This is a genomic window from Streptococcus sp. D7B5 (assembly GCF_029691405.1).
In the GTDB taxonomy this organism is placed as follows: Bacteria; Bacillota; Bacilli; order Lactobacillales; family Streptococcaceae; genus Streptococcus.
Window position 1 is genome coordinate 1408466 of sequence record NZ_CP121467.1, and the last position, 14789, is coordinate 1423254.

Genomic DNA, 14789 nt, shown 5'->3' on the forward strand with positions numbered 1-14789 from the left:
TTATACCACAAACGTTCGTTATAATCTTGTTTCGCTCTGCATTTTTACGCAAAAAAGGAAAGAAACTGTTTTCTTTCCTTTACGTTCTTAATGTCTAAAATGTCTCACGCCTGTGAAAATCATGGTCAAGCCATATTTGTCCGCTGCTTCAATAGATTCTTGGTCACGGACGGATCCACCTGGTTGGATGATGGCTTTGATACCTGCTTTAGCGATTTCTTCCACGTTATCCGCAAATGGGAAGAAGGCATCTGAAGCAAGAACAGCACCGTCCAGACGATCTTTAGCTTGGTCAATAGCAATACGGACCGAAGCCACACGGTTGGTTTGGCCAGGGCCAACACCAAGTGTCATGTGGTCGTTGGTGATGATGATACCGTTTGATTTGACATACTTGATAGCTTTCCAAGCAAATTCAAGGGCAGTCGCTTCTGTCTCAGTTGGCTGACGTTTGGTCACCACTTGCCAGTCAGCTGGGCTTTCTTTGACTACGTCTTGGTTTTGCACCAGAAGTCCACCTACTACACCTGTGTATTCTGCTTCCACCTCGCTAGCGTCTTGGGCATCAAATGGCAAGGCAAGGATACGCAAGTTTTTCTTTTTGTTGGTCAAAATGGCTAGCGCTTCATCCGTATAGCTCGGTGCAATGATGATTTCAAGGAAAATGCCGTGCATCTTCTCAGCTGTCGCAGCATCCATCTCACGGTTAAGGACGACAATTCCACCAAAGATAGACACTGGGTCAGACTCATAAGCATAATCCCAAGCAGTCTCAATGTCGTCAGCTTGACCAATTCCACATGGGTTCATGTGTTTCAAAGCCACAACGGTTGGACGGTCTTTGAAATCACGAATAATACGAATGGCCGCATCAGCGTCGCGGATATTGTTGAAGGACAATTCCTTACCGTTGAGCTGTTTCGCTGATGCAATTGAGTAGTCTGTCGGCAAAACTTTTTGGTAGAAGTCCGCATCCTGCTGAGGATTTTCCCCATAACGCATTGGTTGCTTGAGGTCATAGGTCAAAGTGAGCTTTTCTGGTTTTGCTTCACCCACTTGAGCTGTGAAATACTCTGCAATCAAGGCGTCATAAGCTGCTGTGTGACGGAAAACCTTGGCCGCCAAACGTTGGCGAGTTTCATAAGTAGTTTCACTATTTGCTGATAATTCTTCAAGAACAATAGCGTAATCAGCAGGGTCTACCACAACTGTCACGCTGGCATGGTTTTTAGCTGCTGAACGAAGCATAGATGGCCCACCGATATCGATGTTTTCAACTGCGTCAGCGTACGTCACGTCTGGTTTGAGGATCGTTTCCTTGAATGGGTAAAGGTTGACTACGACAAGGTCGATCAACTCAATTTTGTTGTCCTTAGCTGCCTCAAGGTGGCTATCAAGGTCACGACGAGCAAGGAGACCACCGTGGATATTTGGATGAAGAGTCTTGACGCGACCGTCCATCATTTCTGGGAAGCCAGTCACATCGTCGATCGCAATGGTCTCCACCCCAGCATTATCAAGGGCAACCTTTGTCCCACCTGTCGAGATGATATCCCAACCAAGTTTTTTGAGTTCTTGGGCAAATTCAACAATGCCCGCTTTGTCTGAGACGCTGATTAAGGCGCGTTTAGTCATGTTATTTCCTTTCATTTACTTATCCAACAATTCTCTAATAACCTCTGGATACAACTTGTACTCTGCCTCATGAATCCGAGCTTCAAAGCTTTCGATGGTATCATCAGCTAGACGTGGAACACGGACTTGTTTGATGACCTTGCCTGTGTCCACACCTGAGTCCACCCAGTGAATGGTGACGCCACTCTCAGCAACACCAGCATTCCAAGCGTCCTCAATACCATGAGCGCCTGGAAATTCTGGTAGGTAGGCTGGATGAATGTTAATGATCCGACCCTCGTAAGCAGCGAGCAAAGTTGGCCCAACGATTTTCATATAGCCTGCGAGACAAACCAAGTCAATCTGGTGTTCTTCCAAGAGCTCGACAAGAGCTGCTTCGTAGTCCGCCTTGTTCTCAAACTCCTTGAGTTCAAAAGCATAGGACAGGACGCCGAGCTTGTCTGCACGTTCCAGCACATAGGCATCACGATGGTCTGAAAAGACAAACTCCACCGGAAATTCTTCGGCAATCACCTGAAAATTTGAGCCATTACCAGATGCAAAAACCGCTATTTTTTTCATTTGATGATGACACTTTCGTTTTCTTTCTTGACGATGCGACCAATTTCATAGACTGGTTCATCCAACAATTCCTTGACACGACCTACATTTTCAGGGCTAACTGCCAGCATGAGTCCCACACCCATATTGAAGATTTCAAACATTTCTTCATGCTTAATTTCACCGTATTTTTCAAGGGCTTTGAAAATCGGGAGGACTGGAACTTTGCTTTCCTCAATCTCTGCAGCCAAGTCAGCTGCAAACATGCGAGGGACATTTTCGATAAATCCACCACCTGTGATGTGGGCAATTCCATTGACCAACTCTTCCTTGATGAGTGGCAAGACAGCCTTGACATAGATACGAGTCGGCTCAAGAAGGACCTCCTTGAGTTTCTTGCCTTCCAATTCTGGCAAGACTTCCTCACCTGTATAGTCGGCAAAGACACGACGGACAAGTGAGTAACCATTTGAGTGAATCCCACTTGACGCAAGTCCGAGAAGAACATCACCTTCTGCCACTTTTGAACCGTCAATGATTTGAGATTTTTCAGCCACACCGACTGCAAAACCAGCCAAGTCGTAGTCATCTTCGCCATACATACCAGGCATTTCAGCCGTTTCCCCACCGATGAGAGCAGCGCCTGCCTGCACACAACCTTCTGCCACACCAGCAACCACTTGTTCTAGTTTAGCTGGTTCATTCTTCCCTGTCGCCACATAGTCAAGGAAGTAAAGAGGCTCCGCACCTGCAGCGATGATATCATTGACACACATGGCCACACAGTCCTGACCGATGGTATCGTGCTTGTCGTATTTGATGGCCAGCATGAGCTTGGTTCCGACACCATCAGTCCCTGAGATCAAGACGGGCTCTTTGACACCTGTTTTTGAGAGGTCAAACATGCCACCGAAACCACCAAGAGCTCCCATGACACCCGCACGCTCCGTGCGAGCCACGTGCTTTTTGATCCGCTCAACAACTTCATAACCCGCTTCAACATCTACACCCGACTGGGCGTACGCATTTTTATTTGCCATTTTATTTTTCCTTTTCTTTGAGAAGATTGCGACGTATTTTTAGATAAACAATTATTTTATCTAAAAATACTAGTCAGGGCTCTAGCTTTGGTCCCATAGGGCAAAGCGTCTACTGACAAATGCTTTAGCTTTTAGTCAGTAGCGAGACGTGGAGCATAAGCATTTTTATTTGTCATCTTTTTTCCTCTTCCTTTCCTTTAATGGAGAGCCTTCATCCGCCTATTTGTAAAAACTGGTCTTTTCTTCCAAACTTCTACGATAGTCTTCCTCATAGTCATAAAGAGGTGTTGGATAATCGCCGTCAAAGTAAGCGACACAGAGACCACCATTCGGCGCATCTGTTTCAATACCAATCGAATCAATCAAGCCATCAATCGAAAGATAGGTCAGGCTATCCGCACCAATGATTTGGCGAGTTTCTTCGACCGTATGATTGGCCGCAATCAACTCCTGACGCGTCTGGATATCAATCCCGTAGAAACATGGATAAGCCAGCGCTGGACTACCAATGGCAACGTGAACCTCAGACGCACCTGCTTCTTTCAAAAGCTGAACGATACGGCGAGAGGTCGTCCCACGAACAATGGAATCATCAATCATGACCACACGTTTGCCTTTGACAACGCCCGAAACAGCAGACAGTTTCATCCGCACTCCTTGCTCCCGCAATTCTTGAGTCGGTTGGATAAAGGTGCGTTGCGTGTATTGGTTTTTGATGAGACCCATTTCATTTGGCAGACCAGATTCTTCTGCAAATCCCATAGCTGCGCTGAGTGATGAATTTGGCACACCGACGACGATATCCGCTTCGTGCTTGAATTCACGCGCTAATTGGGCTCCCATACGTTTGCGAGCCGTATGGACGTTGACACCATGGATATTAGAGTCAGGACGAGCAAAATAAATATACTCCATAGAGCAAATCGCCAACTGGGTATCATTCGTATAGCTATCGTACTGAATCCCATTGTCATCTAAGATTACAATCTCTCCTGGTTTTACATCGCGAATCCACTCAGCACCAATAACTTCAAAAGCACAGGTTTCTGACGAAACCACCACCGCTCCGTTTGCCATTTTCCCAATAGAAAGTGGACGGAAGCCATTAGGATCAAGCGCAGCAATCAACTTGTCCTCAAACATCAAGAGATAAGCAAAACCACCTTTAACAAGACTGAGCGCTTCCTTAATTTTACCCATCAGGTTTGGATTGTGGCTACGGCGAATCAAGTGAGCCAAGATTTCTGAATCAGAAGTCGAGCTAAAGATTGCCCCTCTTTGTTCCAATTCTTGCTTGAGCGATTCAGCATTGGTCAGATTCCCATTATGAGCCAAACCAAACTGCATATCGTGAAAGCGGAAAAGGAAAGGTTGGATATTGTCTACAGAAGCTTCTCCCGCAGTCGCATAGCGCACGTGTCCAATCGCTCCAGTCCCTGTCAATTTATCCAAATTAGCAGGATTTTTGAAAACTTCTGATAAAAGCCCCATATCACGATGACGCTTCAATTGTCCATGGTCATTGGAGAGGATTCCTGCCCCCTCCTGACCACGGTGCTGAAGACTATGGAGTCCAAAATAGGTCAATTTGGCAGCATCTGGGTGGCCCCAGATACCAAATACACCACATTCTTCATTAAGAGATTTTACTTCGTATGTCATTTTTTATACCTTTTATTTCCCTGTGAAATAACGTACAGCCGACGCAAACAGGTGCTGGTCTTTATTTCCTGGGATGTTTTGGAAAAGACCGTCTTCATAACGTTCTGAGTGTCCCATCTTACCGATGATTTGACCATTCTTGCTGGTAATTCCTTCGATGGCATTTACAGAACCATTCGGATTGTACTTAGAATCCATACTTGGTTTGCCGTCAAAGTCAACGTATTGGCTAAAGATTTGGCCATTGTCGCGGAGCTCCGCAAATTCCTCGGCCGTCACAACAAACTTCCCTTCACCGTGCGATACTGGGATGGCATGGATATCGCCCACTTGCACTCCAGCCAACCATGGCGAGTTGGTATTGGCAATTCGAGTTTCCACCATCTTAGCCACGTGCTGGTTGGCATCATTGTAGAAGAGGGTTGGGCTAGTACTGTTAGCATCCTCGAAGTTCCCGTATGGAAGAAGACCTGATTTGACCAAGGCCTGGAACCCATTACAGATACCGATAATCAAGCCACCACGAGCGATAAAGCTATCAATAGCTACACGCACTTTTTCATTGAGCAGGATGTTGACGATAAACTTAGCTGATCCATCCGGCTCATCCGCAGCTGAGAAACCACCCGCGAAGAAAAGGATATTAGCCTTGCCGATATTGTCAACCATAGTTTCAACTGACTTGACAATAGCCTCTTCATTCAAGGTCACGAATGGCACCAAGTTAACCTCTGCACCTTCTTTTTCAAAGGCCTTAACTGAGTCATATTCTGAGTTGGTTCCTGGGAATACTGGGATGTAAACCACCGGTTTTTCAATAGTTTCCTTGGCTTTGATGACTGCGTCAGAAGCGACAGCTGGCACTTCTTCCAATTCTTTAGCTTGGGCAAATTCAGTGGGGTAAACTTCTTCCAGTTTCCCTTGGAAGGCACTGTCAAGTTTCTGTCCATCTAACTTCACACCGTTGACAACGAGTGTAAAGTCTGCGCTTGTTTGACCGATTTTCTTCACTCCAGCGATTTCTTCAGGAGATGTGAAGACAAATCCGCCTAATTGAGCTGTCAAGGCTATTTCAAGTTCAGGCAAGGTCACCTCTGCACCAATATGGTTCCCAAAGGTAGCAAGTGCCAAGCTTTCAAGGACACCTCCGTATTTAACAGCTGATGCAGATGTTACTTTGTGAGCCTTTTGAATGCCTTCAAACTTGGCAAAATTAGACTTAATCAAGTCAAAATCAATCTCTGCAGAAAGAGCTTGACCTGGGATGTAGTAGATATTTTCACCAGCAGTCTTGAACTCAGGAGAGAGCACCTTACGGCTATCTGCTGTTGTCACTCCAAAGGCAACCAAGGTTGGCGGTACAGTCAATTCTTCAAAAGTACCAGACATGGAGTCCTTACCACCGATAGATGGCAAACCAAGCTGGATTTGTGCTTCGATAGAGCCTAGGAGAGCTGCTACTGGCTGACCGAAACGCTCAGCTTGTTTGTCCATCCGCTCGAAATACTCTTGGTAAGAGAAGCGAGCCTTAGACCAGTTTGCACCAGCAGCAACCAGACGAGCAGTCGCTTCGATAACCGCATAGACAGCGCCATGATATGGAGACCATTCTGCCACGTATGGATTGAATCCTTGCGCCATGACAGACGCAGTGTGAGTCACACCGTGTTGAACTGGCAATTTCTGCACAGATGCCTCAGTTGGTGTGAGTTGGTAGCGACCACCAAGTGGGTGATTGACCGTTGAACGACCGACCGAGCAGTCAAAGATAGTTTGTAAACCTTTTTGACTCGCATGGTTGAGATCAGACAGAACCGCAAGGGTATCTGCTTCAAGTGTGTCAGCACTTGTTGTGCGTTCTTCTGGGAGTTTGACATCCTTGTCCACAACCTTGGCATCAACGACTACACGCACACCGTTTGTATCAAGGAAACGGCGTTCCAAGTCGACAATCGTTTCACCATTCCAGTGCATGACAAGATTTGGTTTTTCAGTCACTGTTGCCACAACAACAGCATCAATATTTTCTTTATTACATTCCGCAACGAAGGCAGCTACGTCTTGAGGACGCACCACAACTGCCATCCGTTCTTGAGATTCAGAAATGGCAATTTCTGTACCGTTCAAACCTTGGTATTTAAGAGGAACCTTGTTAAGGTCAATTTCAAGACCATCTGCCAATTCACCGATAGCCACACAGACACCACCTGCTCCAAAGTCATTGGACTTCTTGATGAGACGAGTGACATCGCCATTACGGAAAAGGCGTTGGATCTTGCGTTCTTCGATGGCATTCCCTTTTTGAACCTCAGCTCCAGCAGTCTCTACAGACTCAACTGTTTGAACCTTAGAAGAACCTGTCGCACCACCGACACCATCACGTCCAGTCTTGCCACCGAGCAGGATAATGACATCTCCCGCTTCCGGTTTCTCACGGACTACATTGCCCTTAGGAGCAGCACCAACAACGGCACCAAGCTCCATGCGTTTGGCTACAAAACCTGGGTGGAAGTATTCACGAACGTAAGTCGTCGCCAGACCAATTTGGTTACCATACGAAGAATAACCATGAGCCGCTGTTTTCGAAATGACTTGTTGTGGCAATTTCCCAGCGCGCGTTTCTGAAATCGGCGCTGTAATGTCACCAGCACCTGAGATACGCATAGCTTGGTAAACGTAGGAACGCCCTGACAACGGGTCACGAATGGCGCCACCGATACAAGTAGCCGCGCCACCAAATGGTTCAATTTCCGTTGGGTGGTTGTGGGTTTCGTTTTTGAACATAAGGAGCCAAGGTTCCTTGACACCATCAACATCCACTTCGATTTCAACCGAGCAGGCATTGATTTCGTCAGACACTTCCATATCGTCCAAACGACCATTAGCACGCTCATAACGACCGAAAATAGTCGCCATATCCATCAAGGTTTGTGGCTTTTCAGACCGACCTAGTTCCTCACGCATGGCAATATACTTGTCATAAGTCGCTTGCAATTGCTTTTGGAATTTAGAAGCTGAGAAATCAATCTGTTTCAACTCTGTCTCAAAAGTCGTGTGACGGCAGTGGTCAGACCAGTAAGTGTCCAAAACCTTGAGCTCTGTCTCAGTTGGCACGCGCCCGATTGACTTGAAATAGTCTTGGATAAAGAGCAAATCATCCACTTCCATTGCCATCCCTTGCTCGGCCTTGTAGCGAGCAAAGTCTTCTGCCGTATAACTTTCAAAGAAAGTCAATTTAGGAATGGTCTTGTCCGACTCTGAAAATTCCTGCTTGGCAATCCCTGTCGTGATGTCCTTGAAACGAGAATCAACTGGGTTGAGCAAGTAGTTCTTGACTGCTTCCAACTCAGTCGCATCAATATCCTTATTGACCAAGTAAAGCTGGGCTGTGTTGACTGTTACATCACTTGAACTTCCCAGTAAAAGCAAGGCTTCCTGTGAAGAAGCTGCACGCTGGTCAAACTGTCCTGGCAGGCTTTCAATGGCAAAGAAAGCATAGTTAGCAAGGTCCGCCTGCACGGCTGATTCATCCAAGACATGGTCTGTTACCTGCTCAGAGAAGATGTGTTTTTCCGCAGGTGCAAACAAGTCCTCTGCCAAATCTAAGACATCATAAACTTGCACAATGCGAATACTTTTCAAAGTTGACAGTCCCAAGTTGTGCTGGAGCTCCCTTACCAAACTCTCTGATTTAACCTGAAAATCAGCCTTTTTCTCAACAAAAATACGTTTATCCATCAATTCTTATTCCTTTATTTCAGCTCTTGCAATATTACCAAACGAACTTGAGAGTCTTGCAAACAGATTATTTCAATTCCTGCAATTTCTCCCAGACAATCTCATAAACGTCGGTTAGTTCTCCCAATCCCCTACGAAAAACATCCTTGTCCATGTGGTTGCCATCTGCATCCCACAAACGGCAGTTATCTGGTGAAAACTCGTCTGCCAAGATAATCTTGCCATCCTTGTCAAAACCGAACTCTAGCTTAAAGTCAATCAATTTAAGGCCAATCTCAGCAAACCAAGCTTTCAAAAGCTCATTGATACGACGCGTCTCTTCCTTCAAGTAAGCAATCTGCTGGTCATCCGCAATTTTTAGGAATTTCACATGCTCATCATTGATAAAAGGATCATCCAAATCGTCATTTTTATAGTAAAATTCGACAATTGGAGTCTCAAATGCGATACCTTCTTCTACGCCAAAACGTTTTGAAAAGGAACCAGCCGTGTAGTTGCGGAGCACAACTTCCAAAGGAATAATCTCCACCTTTTTATTGAGTTGTTCCGTGTCTGAAAGTTTCTCCACAAAATGAGTCGCTACACCAGCCGCATTTAATTTCTCAAAAATAAAAGATGAAATCTGATTATTTAACACTCCCTTGCCCGCAATCTGCTCCTTCTTGACACCGTTGAAGGCAGTTGCTTGGTCCTTGTAAGTTGAAATAATGAGATTTTCATCCTCAGTTGTATAGATATCCTTGGCTTTTCCCGAATAGATCAGTTGTTTTGACATTTTAAAGTTCGCCTTTCGTTTTACTTGAGCACATTCTACCACAAAAGCATGGAAAATTCAAGGTTTTTACGAATAAATAACGTTTTCCTATTTTAAGCGTAAAGAAAAACTGCAAGATAAGCTCTTCTTACAGTTTTAAAATCATTTATCCTCTGAAAAACACGAATATTACCCTTTATTCAAAAATTGATCCCAAAAATAACGGAGATAGCTTTTCTTTCCCGTAATCATCTGCAGGCGGCCTTCTAAACCATAGCGAAGTTTTTCAGCCTGCTCAGAAGTCAGATGGGTCTCCGCCTCAATTTTAAAGAAATTCCCTTTTTCAGTCTTTGTAGCTGTCGCATCGATACTTGTAATCGTAGAATCCAGGAAAATTTGATTCTTCGCATCATTAGTCGTAGTATAACGAACAGAGTCCCCAATCTTGACTCTAGCAACATCTTTTGAACTGAGATAAGCTGTGAGTTTGGTTTTCCCTTCTTTTTCCAAGGATGGGTAGAGTTGGGCTAGCAGGGTTCCTTCTGCGACCATGGTAGAATCACTAGTCTCAGGATTGAGGTGAAGCACCCCATCCTCACTTGCTGTAATCTTCCCTTTATCTAGGAGACCTCCCTGTACCTTCTTACCCGATTCCGCCTCCAAAATTTTCTGATCCAAAAGAGTTAATTCCTGACCGACTTTGACTAAGTGCTGAGATTTGAGCGATTCCAGTTGACTATCCAGTCCCGTTGCATGAGCCTGTTGAGCTCCAGAACCCGCATACTGTACACGATACGTAGCTAGACTGGACTCTAGCTGAGCAATTTGTGCATCCACTTGCGCAATAACCTGCGATTTAGCTTGCGGATCTTCTTCACCTTGATTTTTATAGGTCTGATAAAAAGAGTAGGCTGGATTCTGACTATCCAGTTGATCTCCCTTTTCAATCGCTGACTTTGCTGTTTTATAGTCTCGAATTTTATCCTCTGTTTGACTGATAAGATTGCCAATCTCGGCCTGGCTCTGACTTGCTGCCGCATTTTGAGAGGAGATGCTGGCATTTTGCTGAGAAACATTACTCCTAAGACTACTAGCTTGGCTGAGATAGTCTCGAAACATCTCCTGATAACCAAACTTATCCGCCTCTGGAAATTGATCACTCCCCTCTTTCAAACTGGATTGCAAATACCCCAACTGCTTTTTTTGATCCTTTAACATCTCCAATTGACTGGCATATGCCTCAACCTGGACAGCTTCCGCACCTTGCTGGTACTGAACGAGGAGTTCCCCCTGCTTGACTAGTTTGTTTTCTTCCAGATAATTTGCCACAATGCGTTGATTGCTAGTCGACTGGATATTGGCAATGATCCGACTAGGTTCGACAGTCGCTCTGGTAGACAAACTAATCTCTTTCTCTGCAAAAACTGCAAATCCCAGTAAAAACATGAGCAGAAGTGACATAGGTAAAATCACCCGACTGGAAAAATTATGGTAACGACGATTATAAAACTCCGCACTTTCTAAAAATTCTGATTTCATCTTCTCCTCTTTCTAGCTATTCACCAAATGGGCATAAAAGCCATCCTGTGCAAGCAAGTCTGCAGGGGTGCCTTCTTCGACAATCTTGCCCTGATCCAAGACAACAACCTTCTCTGTCCGCTCAGCGATGGTCAAGCGGTGGGCGATGAAAATAAGGGTCTTGTCTAGTGTCATGAGATTATCCACGATCCGCTTCTCTGTCAAGATATCCAGACTGCTGGTCGCCTCGTCCAAGATCAAGACAGGTGCATCCGTCAAGAGAGCACGCGCCAGAGCGATTCTCTGCCGTTGCCCACCTGAAATTCCAGCCCCATCCGAAGTCAATTCTGTCTGATAATTCAGAGGCATGCGCTCAATATCCTCCCGAATCTCTGCCAACTCGACTGCTCGTAAGATATCTTCCTGAGTCGTCCCCTCCTTGGCTCCAAGGAGAAGATTCTCCAAAATCGTTCCGTTAAAGACATAGGGCTGTTGAGGCAGGTAGTTGATATACTGACGCAAAGCCTTTTTGTCAATCTGATTAAGATTGACACCACCCAGACTAATCTCTCCCTGACTTGGGTCGTAAAAATTAACCATCATTTTGGCTAAGGTGGTCTTACCCGAACCTGAAATCCCCACAAAAGCTATCTTAGACCCTTGTGGAATGGTCAAATTGATATCCGACAAGACGTCACGACCATAGCCATACTTGTAGTGAACCTGCTTGAAGGTCATCTCTCCCTTCATCATGCTCAAATCTTCTACCGTTTTCTTCTCCTCAAACTCCGAAGCTACTAGATAAACCTCGTTCAGACGATTATTGGCAACCTGCGCTGTCTGAAGTTTGGTTTGTAGGTTAATGATATTTTCCAAAGGATTGGTAAAGTAAACAAGCAAAGTATTATAGGTAATCAGCTGGCCCAAACTCATTTTTCCATCCATGACAAGAATAGCTCCCAGCCAGAGAACGGCAACATTGAGCAGGAGCTGGGCAACTTTTTTCAGAGCCTTTTGCTGACTTTCTGCCCGACTATAGGCAAAGGATTTTTTCAGATAAGCTACAAATTCCTTGTCAATCTTTTGGTAACGCTGACTTTCACTGGTCAAAGATTTAACAGTCTCAATACCGTTGATGTCCTCGATAATAGAAGAAGACAGAACCGCATTAGCTTCCATGGTATCCCGATTCATCTTTTCAAACGGCTTCATAAAGGCAAAGATAATCACTGTATAGATAGGAAGCGCAAGTAGACTAATGAAAAAGAGCGTCATATTTTGTGAAAACAAGACAAGCGAGATAATCAAAATCGTCGACACATCTAGGAAAATCGACAGAATGGTCGAAGCTAGCGCGTCAATGATACTGTTAGCATCCGTGAAACGAGACACGATTTCTCCTGTCCTGCGTGTCGCGAAAAAGGACATCGGCAGATGAAAAACATGCTTGATGTAGGACAAAATCACATCGATGGACAACCGTTGACCCAGAACAAGTAAGAGGTATTCCTGCGCATAAGACAAAATCTGCTGGAGAATATAGACGATGACTAGTCCTATTGAGATGATGCCCAAGGTCGAACGCATCTGGTCTGGTACGTAACTATCAATGATGGACTGCAGATAGTAGGAGCCCACGATATTGATCAGGGTTACCAAAAGTGTTGCCAAAACGATATTAGCAATCAAGCCCCGCTGTTTGAACAAGATTGGCAAGAAGGATAAGAGTCCTTGTTTTTTCTCCCTGTGGGGTTTATAGTTTGGAGACGGAGCCATAAAGAGACTGACTCCTGTCCATTCTTGCGCAAATCGCTCACGGGAAATCTTAGTCAGCTTGACACCAGGATCCGGATCAGCGATATGAATGTGCTTTTTATCCTGACCTATCACCACATAATAGTGGAGCAATTTCCCTTCCTTGAGCACATGAGCCACAAAAGGAAAGGTCAAATCTGGCAGATCAAAGAGCGTCATATCCGCCTTGATAGCTCGCGTTTCAAAACCAATTTCCTGTGCCACCTTGACCAAGCCCAAAGCCGTCGTCCCATCCATGGTCGTCTTAGCTAGTTCTCTTAGATGAGCCAAGGAGTAATAACTACCGTAGTAACCAAAGATCATAGCCAAGGAAGCCACGCCACAATCCATCTGATCCACCTGGGGACGATAGTGCCTTTTCCTAAATTTCATATCCTTCTCCTTTTTCTAATAATCTCTTTAAAAATTTATAAGATTATTTTAACCAAACAAGGACGAAATAAGGGAATTATTTCTGAAAAAACAATATCCTCACCTGAACAGCACTTTTACCAAAGAAAATAGGCAGAACAAGAGTCCTGCCTAGAATATTCAATTACACAGATTTCTTGCCTTTCCCACTTCTTTTGTGAATGGCGTATAAAACGATAAACGCAAACGCGGGTGGCACCAGATAACTACTTTCACTCATTGTTAGCTGAAATCCAAGAGTTGCTAGAATCGTAAAGATGAAAATATTCATTAAAAATAGGAAAATAATATAGTAGAAAATATTTTACAATCCTAATCATTCTATTCTCCTTTTCTTTCTCCTTGGCCCCGATACAGTAAAATAAATACCACTAAAAACAAGGAGATCGTAGGTATATCAAAAGATTCAAACCATGTAGGTAGATTTATTTTGTTTACATCAGCTACGATTCTAATAATTAGATAAGCTATCGAGCTAAATAATACAGTGGTCTCTAGCCAAGCTTTTCCTAGTAATTGAACAACTTTCATCTCAAACTCCAATCTGATGGTCCATCAATTCCCACTCGTACTTTCTTTTGTTTTGTACTTGTATCCTAGATAAAACAGACCAAGCAGAATTGGATAGGTTTCTGGATAAAACAGAGTATTGATCGGATTTTTCATAATCAAATACGTTGCGATATAAAGAATAATCGATACGACAAAATACCCCTCAGCAAATCCTAATAAGATTTTTTTCATAGCAGACTCCTATTTACCTGAAAAGAGTGCTCGAGTTGTTAAAATAGCTCCACCTGTATATACAAAACCTTTTACAAAACCAACTGCCACAGGGATAAGAAGGGGAAAGGCTCCCCCTTGAATTTCCTGCAAGTCCGTATCAATCATTGTTTCAAATTTTAAAATAGATTTTTCCATATCATCTCCTCCTTCTATTACCATCTACCCGTCACATAATTATAACCTGCAATTCCTGCTGCAGTAATTCCACCAGCAATTTTAGCTGCTGTCACAGGATTAGCAATCACCCAAGCTACAATCGGCCATGCTCCCCCATTCACATCCGTCAACTCTTCTTCCGTAAGAGCTACAAAGTTCTGTTCCATGTTGTCAAAGTTTGTCATTTGTTTTCTCCTTTATTTTTAGTTTACGGTTTCTAGGCTTTAAACCATTTTAAAAACCAGATTGGGTAAATTACTGAAATCATTTTCTTCTCTCCTTCCTTTTTCCTTACCTATTTATTCGAAAAACAATTAGAAAACGAACAATTCATTCATTTTTATTTTAAAAACCACTTAATGAACCACGGATAAAAACCGGTCACATACATAAACGTTCCTCCTTTTTCTTTCTCATCTCTTTATTCGCAATTTCTACTAAAAGTTTCCCTTTTTCTGCAAATAAAAAAACAACATGACTTGCATGTTGCTTTTGGCTATTTTTTATCTTTAATAATCGCTACTACATCCGCTACACTTTGAAGTTGATCGATTTCCTCATCAGTGATTTCGATACCAAATTCGTCTTCTAGTGTCAAGACAAACTCCATCAAATCCACTGAGTCCGCATCTAGATCGTCTTTCAAACTTAAGGCTTCTGTTACGGCAAAGTCTTCTCCCTGTCTCTCTTGGATAATGGTTACAATACGGTCAAAAATTTCTTTTTCTGTCATC

The 14789-nt window shown here is 44.0% G+C and carries 13 protein-coding genes and 1 pseudogene; all 14 read right to left on the reverse strand.

What is annotated here, in order from left to right; all coding sequences use genetic code 11:
- Positions 1 to 87: 87 nt before the first annotated feature.
- The 14 genes and pseudogenes from purH to P8P68_RS06955 all read right to left on the reverse strand — a co-directional run bounded on the left by purH (position 88) and on the right by P8P68_RS06955 (position 14788).
- Complete coding sequence (gene purH, locus P8P68_RS06890; RefSeq protein WP_278275801.1) at positions 88 to 1635, reverse strand: bifunctional phosphoribosylaminoimidazolecarboxamide formyltransferase/IMP cyclohydrolase; 1548 nt, start codon at positions 1633 to 1635, stop codon at positions 88 to 90.
- A 15-nt stretch (positions 1636 to 1650) separates the two neighbouring features.
- Entirely contained in the window at positions 1651 to 2196 is a 546-nt protein-coding gene (gene purN, locus P8P68_RS06895; RefSeq protein ID WP_000717479.1) for a phosphoribosylglycinamide formyltransferase, read from the reverse strand.
- Complete coding sequence (gene purM, locus P8P68_RS06900; protein ID WP_254728363.1) at positions 2193 to 3215, reverse strand: phosphoribosylformylglycinamidine cyclo-ligase; 1023 nt, start codon at positions 3213 to 3215, stop codon at positions 2193 to 2195. Before purM ends, purN begins: the two co-directional genes overlap by 4 nt.
- A gap of 219 nt (positions 3216 to 3434) precedes the next feature.
- Complete coding sequence (gene purF / locus P8P68_RS06905) at positions 3435 to 4877, reverse strand: amidophosphoribosyltransferase (RefSeq protein ID WP_278275802.1); 1443 nt, start codon at positions 4875 to 4877, stop codon at positions 3435 to 3437.
- Between the two features lie 12 nt (positions 4878 to 4889).
- Complete coding sequence (locus P8P68_RS06910; RefSeq protein ID WP_278275803.1) at positions 4890 to 8615, reverse strand: phosphoribosylformylglycinamidine synthase; 3726 nt, start codon at positions 8613 to 8615, stop codon at positions 4890 to 4892.
- Between the two features lie 67 nt (positions 8616 to 8682).
- Positions 8683 to 9390, reverse strand: coding sequence for a phosphoribosylaminoimidazolesuccinocarboxamide synthase (gene purC, locus P8P68_RS06915; RefSeq protein ID WP_000043285.1), 708 nt, complete (start codon positions 9388 to 9390; stop codon positions 8683 to 8685).
- A 168-nt stretch (positions 9391 to 9558) separates the two neighbouring features.
- On the reverse strand, positions 9559 to 10908 hold the full coding sequence (gene comB / locus P8P68_RS06920) for a competence pheromone export protein ComB (RefSeq protein WP_278275804.1): 1350 nt from the start codon (positions 10906 to 10908) through the stop codon (positions 9559 to 9561).
- Between the two features lie 12 nt (positions 10909 to 10920).
- On the reverse strand, positions 10921 to 13074 hold the full coding sequence (gene comA / locus P8P68_RS06925; RefSeq protein ID WP_278275805.1) for a peptide cleavage/export ABC transporter ComA: 2154 nt from the start codon (positions 13072 to 13074) through the stop codon (positions 10921 to 10923).
- 163 nt (positions 13075 to 13237) lie between these two features.
- Positions 13238 to 13433: pseudogene (locus P8P68_RS06930) on the reverse strand (hypothetical protein).
- Position 13434: 1 nt separating this feature from the next.
- Positions 13435 to 13644: a bacteriocin immunity protein gene (locus tag P8P68_RS06935; protein WP_070696356.1), complete on the reverse strand. Its 210-nt coding sequence runs from the start codon at positions 13642 to 13644 to the stop codon at positions 13435 to 13437.
- 24 nt (positions 13645 to 13668) lie between these two features.
- On the reverse strand, positions 13669 to 13857 hold the full coding sequence (locus P8P68_RS06940) for a hypothetical protein (protein WP_000722236.1): 189 nt from the start codon (positions 13855 to 13857) through the stop codon (positions 13669 to 13671).
- A gap of 9 nt (positions 13858 to 13866) precedes the next feature.
- Positions 13867 to 14034 (reverse strand): bacteriocin, encoded by a 168-nt coding sequence (locus P8P68_RS06945; RefSeq protein WP_278275806.1) that lies wholly within the window; start codon positions 14032 to 14034, stop codon positions 13867 to 13869.
- A 17-nt stretch (positions 14035 to 14051) separates the two neighbouring features.
- Positions 14052 to 14240, reverse strand: coding sequence for a class IIb bacteriocin, lactobin A/cerein 7B family (locus P8P68_RS06950; protein ID WP_049501355.1), 189 nt, complete (start codon positions 14238 to 14240; stop codon positions 14052 to 14054).
- Between the two features lie 311 nt (positions 14241 to 14551).
- The gene (locus P8P68_RS06955; protein WP_000136435.1) at positions 14552 to 14788 is read right to left on the reverse strand and encodes an acyl carrier protein; all 237 of its coding nucleotides are present in this window, start codon (positions 14786 to 14788) and stop codon (positions 14552 to 14554) included.
- Between the last annotated feature and the right edge of the window lies 1 nt (position 14789).

Bases quoted from the DNA above. Each gene is read 5' to 3' on its own strand.
- purM (WP_254728363.1), bottom strand. From the start codon at position 3,215: ATGGCAAATAAAAATGCGTACGCCCAGTCGGGTGTAGATGTTGAAGCG.
- P8P68_RS06935 (WP_070696356.1), bottom strand. From the start codon at position 13,644: ATGAAAGTTGTTCAATTACTAGGAAAAGCTTGGCTAGAGACCACTGTA.
- comB (WP_278275804.1), bottom strand. From the start codon at position 10,908: ATGAAATCAGAATTTTTAGAAAGTGCGGAGTTTTATAATCGTCGTTAC.
- P8P68_RS06955 (WP_000136435.1), bottom strand. From the start codon at position 14,788: ATGACAGAAAAAGAAATTTTTGACCGTATTGTAACCATTATCCAAGAG.
- P8P68_RS06910 (WP_278275803.1), bottom strand. From the start codon at position 8,615: ATGGATAAACGTATTTTTGTTGAGAAAAAGGCTGATTTTCAGGTTAAA.
- P8P68_RS06950 (WP_049501355.1), bottom strand. From the start codon at position 14,240: ATGACAAACTTTGACAACATGGAACAGAACTTTGTAGCTCTTACGGAA.
- purH (WP_278275801.1), bottom strand. From the start codon at position 1,635: ATGACTAAACGCGCCTTAATCAGCGTCTCAGACAAAGCGGGCATTGTT.
- P8P68_RS06940 (WP_000722236.1), bottom strand. From the start codon at position 13,857: ATGAAAAAAATCTTATTAGGATTTGCTGAGGGGTATTTTGTCGTATCG.
- comA (WP_278275805.1), bottom strand. From the start codon at position 13,074: ATGAAATTTAGGAAAAGGCACTATCGTCCCCAGGTGGATCAGATGGAT.
- P8P68_RS06945 (WP_278275806.1), bottom strand. From the start codon at position 14,034: ATGGAAAAATCTATTTTAAAATTTGAAACAATGATTGATACGGACTTG.
- purF (WP_278275802.1), bottom strand. From the start codon at position 4,877: ATGACATACGAAGTAAAATCTCTTAATGAAGAATGTGGTGTATTTGGT.
- purC (WP_000043285.1), bottom strand. From the start codon at position 9,390: ATGTCAAAACAACTGATCTATTCGGGAAAAGCCAAGGATATCTATACA.
- purN (WP_000717479.1), bottom strand. From the start codon at position 2,196: ATGAAAAAAATAGCGGTTTTTGCATCTGGTAATGGCTCAAATTTTCAG.